This is a genomic window from Pseudorhodoplanes sp. (assembly GCF_046289595.1).
Lineage (GTDB): Bacteria > Pseudomonadota > Alphaproteobacteria > Rhizobiales > Xanthobacteraceae > Pseudorhodoplanes.
In genome coordinates this window covers 1-19,118 of sequence record NZ_JBKBVB010000052.1, presented here as the reverse complement: position 1 = coordinate 19,118, position 19,118 = coordinate 1, and the positions used below count along the sequence as shown (strand labels likewise).

Here is a 19,118-nt window from a genome sequence, read left to right as displayed (position 1 = left end):
GGCGCTCCTCAAAACGCCTTCAGCTTCATGAAGGCAAAGCCGACCATGCGCAGCAAGAGCCAGCCGTCGCGAAATCGCGAGATCTGGGTCTCGCCATAGACGCGCGCGCCATAATGGACGGGCACCTCGACGATCTTCAGATTCTGCTTGGCCGCCCCGAAGATCAGATCGAAGTCGCCGAACGGATCGAAATCGCCAAAATAGTCGCGGTCGCGGGCAATCGCTTCGTAGTGCTTGCGGCTGAGCACCTTAGTGCCGCACAGCGTATCGCTGAACCGCTGATTGACGAGATAGCTGAACATTCCTGCGAAGAAGCGATTGGCGATGAAGTTGAGCGGACGCATCGCCTCGTCCTCCATCGGATAGACGAGCCGCGTACCGTTGACGAAATCCGCCTTGCCGCGCGCGATGGCGGTGTAGAATTTCGGCAAAGCCTCCGGCGGCACGGTGAGGTCGGCATCGAGGATCATCAGGACGTCACCGGTCGCCGCCGCGAAACCTTTGCGGACCGCATCGCCCTTGCCGCGGCCGTCCTGCTTGAGCACCTTGATGTCGTGCGTCTTTGCATAGGCCGCCTGCACGCGCAGACATTCCTCATAGGTGTTGTCGCTGGAATTGCCCTCGACGTAGATGATCTCCTGCGCCTTGCCGAAGGCCGGCAGCCGCTGGATCGCCGCCTCGATATTGCCGCGCTCGTTGCGGCACGGGATGACCACGCTGACGGATAATTCGTCCGGACGGACCGCGGTCAGCGAGCGCGCCACCACGTAGGTGCGCAGGCAAAACCGGCGAATGCCGGGAATCGGCGCGATAAACCGGTTGATCAGCGTGCCGAGGCCGAGAAGCCGCCGCGGCACGAGTTGCCGGTATTCCATCTTGATCGGTTCGAAATCCGCGAGATCGAGGATGTTCAGGAAATCGGTGGAGTCGAGATAATTGGTCGGCGGCTGCGGCATTTTTTGACCGGCCCATTCCGCGACTTTCAGGAGCGGCTCCCAGAGATGGGAGTAATAGGCGATGATGAGGCGGGTGTCCGGACCGCAGAGCGGCTGCAGCCGCCGCAAAGCAGTCTCGATATCGTCGAGCATGCCGATGGTGTCGGACATCACGATATAGTCGAACGGCCCCTCGATGCGGCCAATCACGGCGTCGTCCTCGATGTCGCCGACCGCGAATGTCAGGTGCGGATAGAGACGCTCGGCCTGATCGATCATGGCCGGGCTGATATCGATGCCGAGCCCAAAAGACGGTTCGAGTTCCGCCAGCAAGTCGCCGGTGCCGCAGCCGAGATCCAGCACGCGAACGCCCTTGGGGATCAGGAATTTCATATAGGCGCGATCGTCGCGATAGAATGCGCGATTTTTGGCGATCCAGCGCTGGCGTTCGTTCGCCACCCGGTTGGAATTGTCGATGATCGCATCCTTGCGCGGATGCGGCCGCCGGGATTGAGCAGGCATCGTTTCCACCAGAGTCACGATTGTGGCGCCTTGCGCAGGGCCAAGGCGCGGCTATGCAGGGAGGCTGCAAGCGCGATCCCGCCGCAGAACAGGCCGACCGCGGACATCAGCAGCCCGAAGGCGATGGACAGCGCAACGCCGGAGGCAGGGGCGATCCCGATCAGTCCGAACAAGGCCGCGCTCAAAGCCTCCCGTACGCCCCAGCCGCCGACCGTCACCGGCACTGCGGAATAGACGATGATCGGTGCCGACAGCGCAAACATGGCCCAATAGCCGATCGGAAGTTCGAGCTGCAGGGCGAGGATGTAGAAGGCGCCGGCGGACAGCGCGTGGCCCAACAGGGAAATCGCGAGCACGAGCGCCGTCAGTCCGGGCATCTTGCGCAGGCGTCCCATCAGCGAGGCGAGTTCCAGAAACGGCCGCACCAAGCGAAAGCGCGCAAAGCGCGCGAAGCTCCGTGCGGTCACGTCAAGCACGACAAGGCCGGCAACGAAGGCCGGAAGCAATCCGATCAGAGCCAGCACGATCAACGGATGCCGGCTCGCGTCGGGCAGCAGAAACAGGCCGCTGGCGGACGCAATCGCGAGCGCGCAAAGCGCAATCAGCCGGTCGGTGGCGACGCCCGCAAAAGCATGTGTCGGGCGGGCTCCGTTCGCCATCGCCCGGACCATGCGGGTACCGTCGCTGACAATGAGGCTCGGCAGAAAGGCGTTCACGAAAGCCGCTTCGAGATAGCCGCGCAGGGCTTCACCGAAGGGCAGCGGGCCAGGCATCAGGCGGGTGATGAGCATCCAGCGCAGGGCGCACAGCACGACCTGCGCCAGCAAAAGGCCGGCTGCGAACAGCGCGACGGCGACGCCGATCTTGCGCAAGCCATCGATGACCTGCCGCATATCGACAAAATGCAGCGTGATCGCAAGGACAATCGCGGCGACCGCCACCGTCAGCGCCAGTTCCACCACGCGGCGCCCGCGGCGCACGGATGCGCCGGACGAGCCCGGAGTGACGTCGCTTGAGGATTTGGCTGGTATCAAGACTTCTGATCCGGCGAGGGCCCTGCTAAAGCATGCGGCAGCAGTGGCCTGCCGCCTGGCAGGCCGCTGCGCGCGGCGGACTGGAACAATGCATGCGCCACCGCGTCAAGCGTTTTCGAGGAAAGCTCAGCCGGCCCCGATGCCCGAGTCTCTCGCCAATCGCCAAAAGCGCGCGCCCGAGGGGATGTCTGCGGCAGGGCCCGGGGCAAGCTCTGCGGCGGCGCCGGTGCTGGTCTATCTGGTGACGGAAGACTGGTATTTCATTTCGCACCGGCTCCCCATGGCGCTTGCCGCCCAGCGCGCCGGTTACAGCGTCCATGTTGCGACCCGTGTGAAGGCGCATGGTGCCGAAATCATGGCCAATGGCTTCACGCTGCATTCGCTCGACTGGCGGCGCGGCAGCCTGAATCCCATGAACGTCATCTCGATCGTGAGGCAGGTGCGGGCGTTATACCGGCGGCTCAAGCCGGACATCGTGCATCACGTCGCACTGCAGCCCTCCGTCATCGGCTCGCTGGCTGCGGCCGGACTTCCGGTCGCCCGGCTGAACGCGCTGGCCGGTCTGGGCTTCGTGTTCACCTCCCGGCGCCTGAGCGCGCAGCTGATGCGGCCGGTTCTGGCGTCGCTGGTCCGCGTTCTGTTCAACAACCCCCGCGCGGCCGTCCTGGTTCAGAACCCCGACGACCGGGATGCTGTTCAACGGCTCGGCGTTGCACCGGAGCGTGTGCATCTCATACCGGGCTCCGGCGTCGACATCGATGCCATGCGCCCGCTGCCCGAGCCGGAGGCTGAGCCGACGGCGGCCTTTGTCGGCCGTCTGCTCGACGACAAGGGGGTGCGGCCGCTGGTCGAAGCGCAGGCCCTTATGGCGCAGCATGGCGACAAGGTCCGGCTGCTCATTGCCGGCGACCCGGATCCCGCCAATCCGGCATCGATTCCGGCAGGCGAGATTGAGATCTGGAAGCGCCGGCCGGGCGTCGAACTCTTGGGCCATGTCTCCGGGATTGCGGATGTCTGGTCGCGCGCGCACATCGCCGTCCTGCCGTCCCGCCGCGAGGGGCTGCCCAAGAGCCTCCTCGAAGCGGCCGCCTTCGGGCGCCCGATCGTCGCCACGGACGTTCCCGGCTGTCGCGAGATTGCCCGTCACGGCGTGAATGCCTTCCTCGTGCCCCCGGACGATCCGGTGGCGCTGGCCGACGCAATCGCCGTTCTGGCGCGAGATCCCGCCTTGCGGGCACGGTTCGGCGCGGCGGGACGGTCCATGGTCGAGACCGAATTTTCCAGCGCCCGCATCGGGCAGGAGGTCGTCGCTCTGTATAATCGCCTGCTTCGGGCCAAGCCGGCGCTATTGCCGGCCCCGGCGTCAGCCAGCTAAACAGGCGCGCTTTTTGAGAGGGGCGGACCGCGCGTGGCGCACAGCCGAAAGATTGCCGTAATCGGCCTTGGCTATGTCGGCCTTCCCGTTGCCGTGTCCTTTGCCCGGGCGGGCTGTCCGGTGACCGGCTTCGACATCGATGCGCGGCGCATTGCCGAGCTGCGGGCCGGTCATGACCGCACGCGCGAGGTCGAACCGGCCGATCTGGCCCTCGGCACCTTGACGGTGACGGATGATCCCTCGCTGCTTCGGGATGCGGACTTTTTCATCGTGACCGTGCCGACCCCGATCGACAACGCCAACCGTCCCGATCTGCGCGCCCTGTTCGGCGCCTCCGAAACGGTCGGCAAGGCGATGCGCAAGGACGCCATCGTGGTTTACGAATCGACGGTCTATCCGGGCTGCATCGAGGAGGATTGCGTCCCGGTCCTGGAGCGCGCATCCGGGCTGCGTGCGGGCGCCGATTTCACCGTCGGCTATTCGCCGGAGCGGATCAATCCCGGCGACCGGACCCATCGCTTCGAGAACATCGTCAAGGTGGTGGCGGGCCAGGACGCGCAAACCCTCGATATCGTTGCGGAGGTCTACGGCTCGGTGGTGAGCGCGGGGATTCACCGGGCGCCCTCGATCAAGGTCGCCGAGGCCGCCAAGGTGATCGAGAATACGCAACGCGATCTCAACATCGCGTTCATGAACGAGCTATCGGCGATCTGCCACCGGCTTGGCATCGACACCGGCGACGTGCTGGCTGCGGCCGGCACCAAATGGAATTTCCAGAAATTCTATCCCGGTCTGGTCGGCGGTCACTGCATCGGCGTCGATCCCTATTACCTGACCTACCGTGCGGAGCGCGCCGGCTATCATCCCGAGGTGATCCTCGCCGGACGGCGCATCAACGACAGTGTCGGCCAGCGCGTGGCTCTGGCCTGCGTGCAGGCGCTGTTCAGGCGCCGCTGCGTCGACGCGACCGTGACCATACTCGGCATCACCTTCAAGGAAGACGTCCCCGATACCCGCAACTCCAGGGTCGCCGATATCGTGCGCGAACTTGCTGCCAGCGGCGTGACGGTGCAGGTGCACGATCCGCTCGCGGTGCCGGACGAGGCGCGGCACGAATACGGCATCGATCTGCTCCCGCGTGAGATGTTGCGGCCCGCCGATGCCGTCATCCTCGCGGTTGCCCATGACGATTATGTTCGCGGCGGCTGGCCTCTTATCGCCGGCCTTTTGCGGGACGGTGCCGGTCTGGTCTTCGACGTGAAATCCATCCTCGATCGCGAATCGAAACCCTCAGGCATTGAACTATGGCGGCTGTAATGGACGAACCGATCCTGGTGACCGGAGCCGCCGGGTTCATCGGTTTTCATGTGACGCGCAAATTGCTGTCGCAAGGCCGCCGTGTGGTTGGCGTCGACAGCCTGACGCCCTATTACGATCCGTCGTTGAAGGAAGCGCGCCGCGCGGAGCTTGCGAAATCCAATCATTTCGAGTTCGTCAAACTCGATCTTGCCGACCGCGATGCAACGCCTGAGCTGTTTCGTAAGCACAGATTTCCCTATGTGGTGCATCTCGCAGCACAGGCCGGCGTGCGGCATTCGATCTCGCATCCGGAAGCCTATGTCGACGCCAATATGCGGGGCTTCGCCAATCTGCTGGAGGGCTGCCGGCATAACGGCTGCCGGCATCTGGTTTTTGCGTCCTCGTCGTCAGTCTACGGCGCCAATACGCGGCTGCCGTTCCGGGTGAGCGACAATGTCGACCACCCGATCTCGATGTACGCCGCAAGCAAGAAGGCAAACGAATTGATGGCGCATTCCTATGCGCATCTGTTCCGCCTGCCGGTAACGGGCCTGCGCTTCTTCACGGTCTATGGGCCATGGGGCCGGCCGGATATGGCGATGTGGATTTTCGCGCAATCGATCCTCGCCGGGAAGCCGATCACGTTGTTCAACCACGGCAATATGCTGCGCGATTTCACCTATGTCGACGACGTGGTGGAGGCGGTGGTGCGGCTGATCGGGCGGCCCGCCACGCCCGACCCGCAATGGTCCGGGGACGATCCCGATCCTGCCACCAGCTCTGCGCCGTATCGCATCTACAATATCGGCAACAACAAGCCGGTCGAACTTCTTCATGTCGTATCGGAACTGGAAAAATGTCTCGGCCGCACGGCCAAGCGCGTATTGATGCCGATGCAGCCGGGCGACGTGCCGGAAACCTATGCCGATGTCGACGACCTGATGCGCGATGTCGGGTTTCGCCCGTCGACGCCGGTCGAAAGCGGCATCCGCAACTTCATCGACTGGTATCGCAGTTACACAGGAACTTAACAGCCGCGTGTTGTAACCTTTTCAGCGGGCTGCGACAGGCAATTAGGCATTCATGAACCAGATTTCCAAGCTGGACCGGATTGTCCCCCTTGTGATGTGCGGCGGCGCGGGCACGCGGCTGTGGCCGTCCTCGCGCGAGGGGCGGCCGAAGCAGTTTCTGCCGCTTTTCGGTGCGCGTTCGACCTTCCAGGACACGATGCTGCGGGTCTCGGACCCGGCGGTTTTCGCCCGGCCGGTCGTGATCACCAATGCGCAATATCGATTCATCGTCAGCGAGCAGCTTGGCGATATCGGCATCGAGGCCGATATCCTGCTCGAGCCTTTGCGCCGCGATTCCGGACCCGCTATTGCCGCCGGAGCGGTGTTCGGCCAGAAGCGCGACGGCGATCCGGTGATGATGGCGCTGGCTGCGGACCATGTGGTTGCAGACGAGGCAGCGTTTGCCACCGCCTGCAATGCCGCGGGTATGGCGGCGCAGGGCGGGCGCATCGTGACCTTTGGTGTCAAGCCGGACCGGCCCGCGACCGAATATGGCTATATCCGCCCCGGTGCGCAGATCGAGGACGGTCTGTTCGCGGTCGAATAGTTTGTCGAGAAACCGGACGCCGAGACGGCGAAGCGCTATATTGCAGAAGGCTATCTGTGGAATTCCGGCAATTTCATTTTCAGCGCCGGCGATCTGCTCGGCGAATATGCCGCCGTCGAGCCCGATACGGTTGCGGCCGCAAGGCAGGCAATCGAGGCGGCCGGCAGCGATCTCGGTTTGTCACTCTCGACCCCGACGGCTTTGCCAGAGCCAAGGCGACTTCGATCGATTATGCGGTGATGGAAAAGACCAGGCGCGCCGCGGTCATTCCGGTATCCTATGGCTGGTCCGATGTCGGCTCATGGCACGCGGTCTGGGAATTGTCGCCGCATGATGCCGACGGCAATGCCGGGCAGGGGCATGCCGTGTTTGTCGATACGCAGAATTCCTTTGCCGCATCGGAGAAACCGCTGGTGGCGTTGTTCGGCGTGCGCGATCTGGTCGTGGTCGCGAGCGAAGACGCCGTGCTGATCGCCGACCGGAAGAATACCGCCGAGATGAAGCGGCTTGTCGGCCGGCTGAAAGAGGTGGCGCCGGCCGTCACGGCCGATCATCTGCGCGTGCACCGGCCGTGGGGCAATTACCAGTCGCTCGATCATGGCGACCGCTATCAGGTGAAACGGATCGTGGTAAAGCGCGGCGGCCGGCTGTCGCTGCAATATCATCACCACCGCGCCGAGCACTGGATCGTGGTGCGCGGCACCGCGCGTGTGACCATCGGCGACGAAATCAACACGCTGCACGAGAACCAGTCGATCTATATCCCGATGGGAACGCCGCACCGGCTGGAAAATCCCGGCATGATCGATCTGGAACTGATCGAGGTGCAGACCGGCAGCTATCTCGGCGAGGACGATATCGTCCGCATCGAGGACGATTATAGGCGGTCCTAGAGTCTTTTCGCTTTTCTTCGAATCGCGAAAAGACTCTAAGTTGTTGCGTTGGCGCGTTTTCTTCACGCGAACCGGTGCCCACTTCGCTCGAAAATGCTATGGTGGCTTTCATGACCGCGCTTGTCGTGGGCATCCATGACCCCTGTGCTACGCGAAAAACGCGGATGGCCGGGACAAGCCCGGCCATGACGGGTTAGAATGCCGCAAAAGCAAATTTATCGAGGGTCATCATCATGGCGGTCAAACTCGACGACCTGAAGGTCAAGCTGTTCACCGATGGCGCCGACAAGGCGCAGATCGTGGAGATGGCCAAGAACCGATGGATCGCCGGTTTCACCACCAATCCTTCCCTGCTGAAGAAGGCCGGAGTGAAGGACTACGAGAGCTATGCCCGCGATCTGGTCGCCGCCGTGCCGGACCGGCACATTTCGTTCGAGGTATTCTCCGACGACATCCCGGAAATGGTGGCGCAGGGCCGCGTGATCGCGTCCTGGGGCCAGAATGTCTATGTGAAGCTGCCGGTGACGACGACCCGCGGTGAACCTCTCTTCGACGCGGTGCGGGCCCTGTCGGCGGACGGGGTGCGGATCAATCTCACCGCCATTTTCACCGCGGATCAGGTCAGCCGGGCCATGGCAGCGCTGCGCGGCGGTGCGCCGGCCTGCGTCTCGGTGTTCGCCGGCCGGCTGGCGGATTTCGGCATCGACTATGCGCCGCTGATGCAGGACGCCATCGCCCAGGCGCGGCAGACGGCCAATGTCGAGATCATCTGGGCGTCGACCCGGGAGGTCTACAACGTGGTCGAGGCCGACCGGATGGGCTGCCACATCATCACCGCACCGGCCGACATTTTGAAGAAGCTGCCCGCGATGGGGACCAAAACCGCCGAGGAGCTGTCGGTCGGCGCGGTCCAGGCCTTCCGTGAGGACGCGCTGGCGGCCGGATTGCACCTCGATCTTGGCGGGCGCGCCGCTGCCGAATAAACTTTCGGTTGTGCGAGATCGACAGGAGGTCGCTGCGCCTTGCCAGCCAGGTTGGACCCTTTCCAGGGTTCCCGGATCGTAACGCTCTGACTCAAAAGGTGTTTGGATGCGGCTCACGAAATTTCGCCGCAGTTGCGAACGGCATGATAGGCAGGGTTAACGGGGCCGCTTCGGGGGTGAGTCTTCTATGGTTCGGGCAGTGACAAGCGGAGAAAGCGGGCCGCTGCGCGTCGGCGTGATCGGCGTGGGTATCATGGGGGCGAACCACGCCCGGGTGTTTTCCGGGTTGCCGGACGTCACGCTGGTCGGGGTCGCGGACCCCAACCCGCAACAGCGCGAACTTGTCACGCGCATCCTGGGCGTTCCCGCCGCCGAGGATGTCGACGACCTGCTTGGTCCGGGCATCGATGCGGTGACCATTGCCGCACCCACACATCTGCACCACCCCCTTGCGCTCAAATGTATCGAGCGCGGCATTCATGTGCTGATCGAGAAGCCGATCGCCTCCAATGTCGAAGAGGGGCGGGAAATCATCGCCGCCGCCAAGCGGCGCGGCGTGAAGCTGATGGTCGGCCATGTCGAGCGCTTCAACCCGGCGGTCCAGGCGATCAAGGACGCGATCCGCGACGAGGATATCCTGTCGATCGGCATCACCCGTGTCGGTCCGTTCCCGCCGCGCATGTCGAATGTCGGGGTCGTGATCGACCTGGCGGTCCACGACATCGACCTGATCCGCTGGTTCACCGATTCCGAAATCGTGGAAGTGCAGCCGCAATTGTCGAGTGCGATGGCCGAGCGCGAGGATATCGCGCTTCTGCAATTCCGAACCGCGTCCGGCGTGCTCGCGCATATCAACACCAACTGGCTGACGCCGTTCAAGGCGCGCACGGTGCATGTCGCGACCCGCCGCAAATATCTGATCGGCGATCTCTTGACGCGCCAGGTGACCGAATGTTTCGGCTTTCAGCCGGATGGCAGCTATTCGATGCGGCACCTGTCGGTCGGCCATTCCGAACCGCTGCGCGCCGAGTTGCAGGCCTTCGTCAATGCCGTCCGCGAGAACAAGCTGCCTCCGGTGACGGGCGAGGAGGGCGTCGAAAGCCTCGATGTCGCGATGCGCTGTCTGGAGCAAGGCCAGCCCGGCAAGATCGCGTCGCACCGGCCGGCGCCGCGCCGCGCCGCCGGCTGACAATCCGTTGCTTCACCGCCGCATTGAATTGTTGATCGCACGATGAACCAGCACGCCCGCGTCGAGATCAGGCCGATCCCTTTCATCGACGTCGCCGCCCAGCGGCGCCGGCTCGGCAGGGCGATCGACGAGGCGACGTCCCGCGTTCTCGATCACTGCCAGTTCCTGATGGGCCCGGAGGTCACGGCGTTCGAGGCGCAGCTCGCGGCCTTTTGCGGCGCCAAATACGCGCTGTCCTGTTCGAGCGGCACCGACGCCCTGGTGATGACGCTGATGGCGAAGGGGATCGGCCGCGGCGACGCCGTGTTCTGCCCGACCTTCACCTTCTGCGCGACCGCCGAGAGCGTGGCGCTGGTCGGCGCGACGCCGGTCCTTGTCGACGTCGATGCCGACACCTTCAACATCGACTCCGCCAGCCTGAAATCGGCGATCCGGACCGCAAAGGCGAAAGGGCTGAAGCCGAAGGCGGTGATCCCGGTCGATTTGTTCGGGCTTCCGGCCGATCACGACGCGATTGCGGAGATTGCCGAGGCCGAAAAGCTGTTCGTTCTCGATGACGCGGCGCAGGGCTTCGGCGGGTCGTACAAGGGCCGCGCCATCGGCACCTTCGGACATGCAACCGCTACGAGCTTTTTCCCCGCGAAGCCGCTCGGCTGCTACGGCGATGGCGGTGCGGTCCTGACCGACGACGAGGAATTGCTGGCGGTGCTGAAAAGCGTGCGCGTGCATGGCGGCGGCTCGGACAAATACGACAATGTCCGGCTCGGCCTGACCGCGCGGCTCGACACCATCCAGGCGGCGGTACTGATCGAGAAGCTCAAGATTTTTGCCGACGAGATCGACGCCCGCAACCGCATCGCGGCGCGCTATTCGCAAGGGCTGCAGGACGTCGCGACCGTTCCGGCGGTGCCGAACGGCTATCGGTCGGTCTGGGCGCAATACACCATCCGCCTGGCGCCGGGCCGGCGCGATGGCCTCGCCCGTGCCTTGCAGGCGGAGGGCATCCCGACCGCGATCTATTACGTCAAGCCATTGCACAAGCAGACCGCCTACCGCGATTTTCCCGTGGCCGAGGGCGGGCTTGCCGTGAGCGAAAGGCTCGCCGACGAAGTCATCAGCCTGCCGATGCACGCCTATCTCGACGAACCGACCCAGGACCGCATCGTCGACGCCGTTCGCCGCGCGCTTCGATAGAAATTGCCGTAGTAATGGAACGGCGCACAGGCGCCGGACCCGGAATCCAGCTACAACCTCGGTCGCCTTCGCTGGATTCGGCGGTCGCTTGCCTGCGGCAAGCGGCGAAGGATGACACGGCTGGCTTGCTCGGATCGGGCGGATGATCGGACGCATTTTCACAGTCGGCGGCTTCACGCTTCTGTCGCGCATCACCGGCTTTGCCCGCGACATCATGCTTGCGGCGATCCTGGGCGCCGGGCCGGTGGCCGATGCGTTCTTCGTGGCGCTGCGGCTGCCGAACCATTTCCGCGCGATCTTTGCCGAAGGCGCCTTTAACACCGCGTTCGTGCCGGCCTATTCGCGCATCCGCACCCAGGGCGGACCGGACCCGGCCAAGCTGTTCGCCGACCGCGTTTTCACGATGATGGTCGCGGTGCAACTGGTGCTGCTGGCGGTCGCGCTTCTGTTCACGCCGGGGGTGATCGAACTCTTGGCGCCGGGCTTCACCGGCGATCCGCAGCGCTTTGCGCTTGCGACCGAACTGACCCGCATCACCTTTCCCTATCTTCTGCTGGTGTCGCTGGTCACGCTCTATGGCGGCATTCTCAATTCGATCCATCGCTTCGCGACGCCCGCCGCAGCGCCGATCCTGCTCAATCTGTCGATGATGGCGACGCTCTCGCTCGCCGTCTTCTTTCCGACTGCGGGCCATGCAGCGGCCTGGGGCGTGTTCATCGCCGGCATTCTCGAATTGCTGCTGGTGATGGGGGATGCCGGACGCGCGCAGGTGCTGGCGTCGTTCCGCTGGCCGAAGCTCGATCAGGATGTGCGGAAATTCTTTCGCGCGCTCGGCCCGGCGACGGTGGGCTCCGCCGGCGTGCAGCTTGCGATGTTCGCCGATACCATCATCGCAAGCTTCCTCGCGGCGGGCGCGATTTCCGCGCTTTATTATGCCGACCGCATCAACCAATTGCCGATCGGCGTCATCGGGATCGCGGTCGGCACCGTGCTGCTGCCGGAAATGTCGCGCCGGATCGCGGCAGGCGATGAGGCCGGTGCGCGCCATGCGCAGAACCGCGCCATCGAGCTGACGCTGCTGCTGACCATTCCATGCCTCGTGGCGTTCCTCCTGATCCCGGACCTGATCATGCGGGCGCTGTTCATGCGCGGCAAATTCACTGACGACGATGCGCTTGCGGCCGGGGCCACGCTCGCGGCCTATGCGATCGGTCTCATTCCGTATGTGCTGATCCGCGCGATGACGGCGCCGTTCTTCGCCCGCGGCGATACCTTGACGCCGGTGAAGGCGTCGCTGATCGCGGTCGCCGTCAACATCCTGCTCAAGATCGTATTGATGGGACCGCTGGCGCAGGTCGGCCTGGCGATTGCCACCGCGATCGGGGCCTGGGTCAATCTCGGTCTCGTGGCGTGGTTCGCCATGCGGGCGAAGCTCGCCGGGACCGATGCACGGCTGCGGCGCTCAATGGTGTTGCTTGCGGCCAGCGGATGCGTGCTCGGGCTGGTTTTGGTTTTGTCGATGCGGCCGGTCGCCGCGCTATACCGCGACCTGCCGGTGTTTCGCGACGAGGCGACGCTCGCAACCCTCGCACTGATCGGAGCGCTCGTTTACGGTCTGTTGATCCTGCTGTTGCTCGGGCGCAACTGGTTTTCCGGTTTTCGGGGTGAGCGCAAGCTCCCGGCGATCACGAATGAGCCGGATTGATCTTTTCAAGTCACTGCGTTGATTGGACAATCGTCGGATGTCCCGGTATGAGGCGGGCGCCGGGGCGGCAGTTCCGCGACAATTGCGCTTTGAACCTGGCGTCCCTATTTCGGAGCGGGGACTGCCGCTCGGACACGAGCCTGAAATGATTAGACGAAAGTATCGACGTGCCGCGGGCGGCGCGGTGGTCCTCCTGATGTTGGCTATGGTCGCCGGTTGCGGTCAGAACCCGCCGCAGCAGGCAGCGGCGCCGCCGCCGCCGTCGGTGACGGTGGCGTCACCGACCCAGCGTACCATCACCGATTTCGACGAATATGTCGGCCGATTTGTCGCCGTCGACTCGGTTGAGGTGCGGGCACGAGTCTCGGGCTATCTCGAACAGATCCATTTCAAGGACGGCCAGCTGGTGAAAGAAGGCGACCTTCTCTTCACCATCGACAAGCGTCCGTTCCAGACCGCGCTCGACCAGGCCAAGGCCACGCTGGAAAAGGCCCGCGCCGAACTTGCCTTTGCCGAAGGCGACCTGGAACGCGCCGCGCAACTCGTCCGCGACAAGACCATTACCCAGCAGACTTTCGATCAGCGCACCCAGGTCAAGCGCGTCGCCGAAGCCAACGTGGCGGCGCAACAGGCCGCGGTGCGGCAGGCCGAACTCGATCTCGAATTCACCGATCTGCGCGCCCCGGTCAGCGGCCGGATCGGCGACCGCCGCGTCTCGGTTGGCAACCTGGTCACCGGCGGCACGACCGGCACGACGACCCTGCTCGCCACCATCGTCTCGACCGATCCGATCCGCTTCGAGTTCACTTTCGACGAGGCCTCCTATCTTCGCTACGAGCGCCTTGCCGCCAACGGCAATGTCAATGCCGCCCGCGATAACATCGCTGCGCGCGGCGGCGCCACGATGGTGCGGCTGAAGCTGATCGACGAGCGCGACTTCAATCATGTCGGTCGCATGGACTTCGTCGACAATGTGATCAAACGCTCCACCGGCACCATCCGCGGGCGCGCGGTCTTTGCCAATGCGCAGGGGATTTTCACGCCCGGCATGTTCGCGCGGGTGCAGGTGCCGGGATCGGCCCCGTATACGGCCCTGCTTATTCCAGACACTGCGATCGGCAGCGAGCAGGCCCGCAAGTTCGTCTATGTGGTTCGGCCGGACAATACGGTCGCGCAGAAATATGTCGAGCTTGGTCCGCTCGATAATGGCGAGCGTGTCATACGCGGCGGGCTGCAGCCGACCGACAGTGTCATTGTCGAGGGCCTGATGCGCGTACGGCCCGGGATGAAGGTCAATCCCGAAACGGCCCCGTCGCCGGCTTCCGCAGCGGCCGGCGGCACCGCGCAGAAATAGGCCGCCGCATATGAAAATCTCGCACTTTTTCATCGACCGGCCGATCTTCGCGGCCGTGCTCTCCACCGTGTTCATCATCCTCGGCGCCGTCGCCTTCCTGCGGCTGCCGATCGCGCAGTATCCTGAGATCGCGCCGCCGGTCATCAACATCACCGGGCAATATCCGGGCGCCAGCGCGGAGGTCGTCGCCGACACCGTCGCGGCCCCGATTGAGCAGCAGGTCAACGGCGTCGAGGGAATGCTTTATATTTCATCGAACTCCACCGCCGACGGCCGCTTCTCGATTTCGGTGACGTTCGAGCTCGGCACCAATCTCGATATTGCGCAGGTGCAGGTCCAAAATCGCGTATCGACCGCAACGCCGCGCCTGCCACAGGCGGTCCAGCAGATCGGCGTCAGGGTCGAGAAAAGTTCGCCGGACATCCTGATGGTGGTGAACCTGTTTTCGCCGGACCAGTCGCGCGATCCTGTGTTTCTCACGAACTATGCAAATCTCTATGTAAAGGACGTCCTCACGCGCCTTGACGGCGTCGGATCGATCACGGTGTTTGGCGCGCGCGATTTCGCGATGCAGATCTGGCTCGATCCGAACCGCTTGCAATCGCTCAATCTCACCGCGCAGGATGTCACCGCCGCGCTGCAGGGGCAGAATATTCAGGTGGCGTCTGGCATCCTCAACCAGCCGCCGGTCGATAACCAGCTGGCCTTTCAGGTCGCGGTGCGGACGCTTGGCCGGCTCTCCGACCCTGCTGAATTCGCCAATGTCGTCGTCAAGCAGACCCCGACCGCCGTGGTCCGGATCAAGGACGTGGCCCGTGTCGAATTGACCGGCCAGGACTATTCGTCATCGTCCTATCTGGGACGCAGTCCGTCGGTGGCGCTCGCGGTATTTCAACGGCCCGGCTCCAATGCGCTTGCGACCGGTACGCTTATTCGCAACACGACGGCGGAACTGGCAAAGAATTTCCCGGAAGGGATGCAATACACGATCATCTACGATCCGACCCAATTCATTCAGGAGTCGGTGAATGCGGTGATTGAAACGATCTTCGAGGCCGTGGTCCTCGTCATTCTGGTCATCGTTCTGTTCCTGCAGACCTGGCGCGCGGCAGTCATCCCGATCGTGGCGATCCCGATCTCGCTGATCGGCACGTTCTTCATGATGGGTCTGTTCGGTTTCTCCATCAACAATCTGACGCTGTTCGGGCTCGTTCTGGCGATCGGCATCGTGGTCGATGACGCCATCGTCGTCGTCGAGAATGTCGAGCGCAACATCGAGCGCGGTCTCGCGCCGCGCGAGGCCGCGATCAAATCGATGGACGAGGTCGGCGGTGCGCTGATTGCGATCTCGCTCGTGCTGTGCGCGGTCTTCATTCCGGCCGCCTTCATCACCGGCATATCCGGTCAGTTCTACCGGCAATTCGCCTTGACCATTGCCGGTGCAACCGTGATCTCGCTGATCGTCTCGCTGACCTTGTCGCCGGCCATGTGCGCCCTGCTGCTCAAGCCGCACCGGGAGCATCAGCAGGCGCGCTGGTGGCAAAAGCCCTTTACCGGCTTCTTCCGCGTGTTCAATGGCGGCTTTAACTGGCTGACCGGGAAGTATGGCTGGTTTGCCGGGCGCACCGTGCGGCTGTCGGCTCTGATGCTGGCGCTGTATGCCGTGGTCATCGGCTTCGGTCTGAACGAGTTCCGCAAGGCGCCCCAGGGCTTCATTCCGCAGCAGGATCGCGGCTATCTGATCGTCGCCGCGCAATTGCCGCCGGGCGCTTCGCTCGAACGAACCGACAAGGTGATGCGCCAAGCAACCGAAATTGCGTTGAAGACGCCGGGCGTCCTCAACGCCATCAACATCGTCGGCTTTTCCGGCGCCACCTTCACCAATGCGCCCAATGCCGGTGCAATCTTCCTGATCCTGGATTCGTTCGAGAAGCGCGCCCAGGATCCCCGGCAATCGGCGGGCGCGATCCAGGGCGCCCTGTTCGGCAAATATGCCGCGATCCGCGAGGCGATGCTGATCGTGGTGCAGCCGCCGCCGGTGCAGGGCATCGGCAATGCCGGCGGATTCCGCATGATGGTCGAGGACCGCGCCGGGCGCGGGCCGGAAGCCCTGCAGCAGGCGGTCGGCGCCATGATGGGCCGCGCCGCGACCACGCCAGGGCTGATGCAGGTCTTCTCGCTGTTCGAAGTGTCGACACCGCAGCTCTATCTCGACATCGACCGCACCAAGGCGCAGCTCCTCGGGGTCAACCTGCCGGATGTATTCACCGCGCTGCAGGTCAATATCGGCTCGCTCTATGTGAACGACTTCAATCTTTTCGGCCGCACCTTCCGGGTCCAGGCGCAGGCTGCGGCACCTTACCGGCTGGAGCCGCGCGACATTCTGAACCTGCGGGTGCGCAACGCCGATGGCGAAACCGTGCCGATCGGCTCCTTCACCACGATCCGCGACATCTCCGGGCCGTACCGGGTTCCGCGCTACAATCTTTATCCTGCGGCCGAGCTCGATGGTGCGGCGGCACCCGGTTATTCGCAGGGGCAGGCGATTCAGATCATGGAGAAGCTCGCCGCCGAGACGCTGCCGCAAGGCTTCGCCTATGAGTGGACGACGCTGGCTTTTCAGCAGCTGCGCGCCGGCGATACCGCGATGTTTGCGTTTATTCTGGCCGTCGTGTTCGTCTTCCTGGTGCTGGCGGCGCAATATGAAAGTCTGACCCTTCCGATCGCGGTCATCATGATCGTGCCGATGTGCCTGATCGCATCGATCACGGGCGTGGTGCTGCGAGGCCAGGATAATAACATCCTGACACAGGTCGGCTTTATCGTGCTCATCGGGCTTGCAGCGAAGAACGCGATCCTGATCGTCGAATTCGCCAAACAGCTCGAAGAGCAGGGGCGGGACCGTTGGGAGGCCGCCAAGGAAGCGGCCCAGTTGCGGCTGCGGCCGATCCTGATGACGTCGCTGGCCTTCATTCTCGGGGTGTTGCCGCTGGCCATCGCCGTGGGCGCGGGCGCGGAGTTGCGTCAGGCGCTTGGAACGTCTGTGGTCGCCGGCATGATCGGCGTGACGATCTTCGGCCTGCTTTTCACTCCGGCCTTTTATGTGATGGTGCGCTGGATCGAGGACAGGTTCCAGCGCCGCAAGCCGCAGGCCGCTTTGCCGCCGCAGGAGGCCGGGGAGTCGCGCGCCTGACAGATCGGGCCGGATTCTCGGCCGCCGGGCTGGCGCTGTCGTTGGTCCACGGAACTCGACAATCGTCGGCCCGGGTCCGGAGCCCAACGCCGTTCACGGCTTCGTGATTGGCGATGACTGGTCTCGTGAATGGCTTCCCGTCACCTTTTAGGAATAACAATCTGCGACCCGGGTTCGCCGGTCATCCGCCTGATCTCCTTCCATCGCACTATGGGGAATTTCAATGCTCGTCCGTACCGCCGTCTGTGCTGCTCTTGCCGTTGCGCTCAGCGCCGGCGCCGTTCTCGCCCAGTCCAAGGCCATCGCCGAGCGCAAGGAGATCATGAAGGGCGTCGGCGCTGCGGCGAAGCAGGGCGCTGCGCTGGCGCGCGGCACCGAGCCTTATGACAATGCCAAGGCCGTGCAGGTCTTTGCGGTTTACGCCAGCGCCGCGGAAAAGATGCCGGGCCTGTTCCCGGACGATTCCAAGACCGGCGGCGAAACCACCGCGTCTCCGAAAATCTGGGAAGACATGGCCGGCTTCAACGCGGCGATGGCCAAGTGGGGTGCCTCCGCAAAGGCCGCTCAGGCCTCGGTAAAGGATATTGACGGCTTCAAGACCGCATTCGGCGAGATAGGCAAGCAATGCGGCGCCTGCCACGAGGTCTATCGCATCAAGAAATAACGGATCGAGCGTCCGAAACAGCGGGGCGGCCGTCCGGTGGATGGGCCGCCCTTTCGCTTTTCCGAATACCTCCAAACGCATAACATCCGGCCCCGAAAAACGGAGTGGCCATGCTGCGCAAACTTGTTCTGCTGGCGGTCGCCGCCGGTATCGTCGGCTTCGCGATCTTCTGGTTCGTCACCATCCCGGCGACCGTTCCGGCGAGCGCGCTGACGCCGCATACGCCGAATATCGAGAATGGCCGCACCATGTTCTACGCGAGCGGCTGCGCCTCTTGCCACACCACGATCGGGCAGGACGACCGGCTGAAGCTTGGCGGCGGCCATCCGCTGCATTCGCCGTTCGGCACCTTCTACGCGCCGAATATCTCGCCGGACCCGAAGATGGGCATCGGCAGCTGGACCGAGCAGCAATTCGTCGATGCGATGCTGAAAGGAACCACGCCGGGCGGATCGCATTATTTCCCGGCCTTTCCGTACACGTCCTACCGGCTGATGCCGGTGTCGGATGTGCGCGATCTTTTCGCGTTCATGAAGACGCTTCCCGCGGTGCAGGATGCCTCGCGGCCGCATGACGTGCCTTTCCCGTTCAATGTGCGCCGTTCGCTCGGCGGCTGGAAGCTTCTGTTCTTCGACGACAAGCCGTTTCAACCCGATCCGACCAAGTCGGAGCGCTGGAATCGCGGTGCCTATCTCGTCAACGGGCCCGGCCATTGCGCCGAATGCCATTCGCCGCGCAATCTGCTCGGCGGCATCGTGACGTCGCAGAAATTTGCCGGCGGCCCCAATCCGGAGGGCAAGGGCTGGGTGCCGAACATCACCCAGGCCGGCCTCAAGGACTGGACGGTCGACGACATCGAATATCTCCTCGAAACAGGCAATACCCCCGAGGGAGACACCGTCGGCTCCAACATGGCGCCGGTGATCCGCAATACCGCACAGCTCTCCAAGGACGACCGGCTGGCGATGGCGGAATATCTGAAGTCGCTGCCGGCCGTCGAAGGGCCCCGGCGTCCGAGCAAGTAACTGAGTCGTTCGGGCCGTGAGCCGTCCGCATCGGCGGCATGCGGCGGGGGGGAGTTCGTGGGGGGTTGGGGGTGGGCCCCCCAGAAACCAAACAAAAACCCCCCCAAGAGGAAGGGCGCCACGAAAGCCCCCCCCC

At 63.9% G+C, this 19,118-nt stretch carries 13 protein-coding genes and 1 pseudogene; 12 read left to right on the top strand and 2 right to left on the bottom strand.

The annotated features are described in order from the left end of the window. Window positions 1-8 precede the first annotated feature (8 nt). Both ACK41X_RS12575 and ACK41X_RS12570 read right to left on the bottom strand, forming a co-directional pair. Window positions 9-1,457 (bottom strand): glycosyltransferase, encoded by a 1,449-nt coding sequence (locus ACK41X_RS12575; RefSeq protein WP_409723529.1) that lies wholly within the window; start codon window positions 1,455-1,457, stop codon window positions 9-11. A 14-nt stretch (window positions 1,458-1,471) separates the two neighbouring features. Next, window positions 1,472-2,491: a lysylphosphatidylglycerol synthase transmembrane domain-containing protein gene (locus tag ACK41X_RS12570; RefSeq protein ID WP_409723527.1), complete on the bottom strand. Its 1,020-nt coding sequence runs from the start codon at window positions 2,489-2,491 to the stop codon at window positions 1,472-1,474. Window positions 2,492-2,630: 139 nt separating this feature from the next. Between ACK41X_RS12570 and ACK41X_RS12565 the strand changes: the two genes are divergently transcribed. The 12 genes and pseudogenes from ACK41X_RS12565 (at window position 2,631) to ACK41X_RS12510 (ending at window position 18,982) form a co-directional block, all read left to right on the top strand. After that, window positions 2,631-3,866, top strand: a complete 1,236-nt coding sequence (locus tag ACK41X_RS12565) for a glycosyltransferase family 4 protein (protein ID WP_409723524.1) — start codon at window positions 2,631-2,633, stop codon at window positions 3,864-3,866. A 33-nt stretch (window positions 3,867-3,899) separates the two neighbouring features. Continuing rightward, window positions 3,900-5,183 carry a nucleotide sugar dehydrogenase gene (locus ACK41X_RS12560; protein ID WP_409723522.1) on the top strand — a complete coding sequence of 428 codons (1,284 nt, stop codon included), beginning with the start codon at window positions 3,900-3,902 and terminating at the stop codon, window positions 5,181-5,183. Then, on the top strand, window positions 5,183-6,196 hold the full coding sequence (locus tag ACK41X_RS12555; protein ID WP_409723519.1) for an NAD-dependent epimerase: 1,014 nt from the start codon (window positions 5,183-5,185) through the stop codon (window positions 6,194-6,196). Before ACK41X_RS12560 ends, ACK41X_RS12555 begins: the two co-directional genes overlap by 1 nt. A 52-nt stretch (window positions 6,197-6,248) precedes the next feature. Next, window positions 6,249-7,675 (top strand): annotated as a pseudogene (locus ACK41X_RS12550) (mannose-1-phosphate guanylyltransferase/mannose-6-phosphate isomerase). Between the two features lie 233 nt (window positions 7,676-7,908). Beyond that, entirely contained in the window at window positions 7,909-8,658 is a 750-nt protein-coding gene (locus ACK41X_RS12545) for a transaldolase family protein (RefSeq protein WP_409723516.1), read from the top strand. Between the two features lie 187 nt (window positions 8,659-8,845). Continuing rightward, a complete protein-coding gene (locus ACK41X_RS12540; RefSeq protein ID WP_409723514.1) occupies window positions 8,846-9,847 on the top strand; it encodes a Gfo/Idh/MocA family oxidoreductase in 1,002 nt (333 codons plus the stop codon). Between the two features lie 42 nt (window positions 9,848-9,889). Beyond that, window positions 9,890-11,041, top strand: coding sequence for a DegT/DnrJ/EryC1/StrS family aminotransferase (locus ACK41X_RS12535; RefSeq protein ID WP_409723511.1), 1,152 nt, complete (start codon window positions 9,890-9,892; stop codon window positions 11,039-11,041). 142 nt (window positions 11,042-11,183) lie between these two features. Then, window positions 11,184-12,746 carry a murein biosynthesis integral membrane protein MurJ gene (gene murJ / locus ACK41X_RS12530; RefSeq protein ID WP_409723509.1) on the top strand — a complete coding sequence of 521 codons (1,563 nt, stop codon included), beginning with the start codon at window positions 11,184-11,186 and terminating at the stop codon, window positions 12,744-12,746. Window positions 12,747-12,891: 145 nt separating this feature from the next. After that, entirely contained in the window at window positions 12,892-14,100 is a 1,209-nt protein-coding gene (locus ACK41X_RS12525) for an efflux RND transporter periplasmic adaptor subunit (protein WP_409723506.1), read from the top strand. A gap of 10 nt (window positions 14,101-14,110) precedes the next feature. Beyond that, window positions 14,111-17,293 carry an efflux RND transporter permease subunit gene (locus ACK41X_RS12520; RefSeq protein ID WP_409723503.1) on the top strand — a complete coding sequence of 1,061 codons (3,183 nt, stop codon included), beginning with the start codon at window positions 14,111-14,113 and terminating at the stop codon, window positions 17,291-17,293. 223 nt (window positions 17,294-17,516) lie between these two features. Next, on the top strand, window positions 17,517-17,957 hold the full coding sequence (locus tag ACK41X_RS12515; RefSeq protein ID WP_409723500.1) for a c-type cytochrome: 441 nt from the start codon (window positions 17,517-17,519) through the stop codon (window positions 17,955-17,957). 110 nt (window positions 17,958-18,067) lie between these two features. Next, window positions 18,068-18,982: a c-type cytochrome gene (locus ACK41X_RS12510; protein ID WP_409723497.1), complete on the top strand. Its 915-nt coding sequence runs from the start codon at window positions 18,068-18,070 to the stop codon at window positions 18,980-18,982. Window positions 18,983-19,118 lie beyond the last annotated feature (136 nt).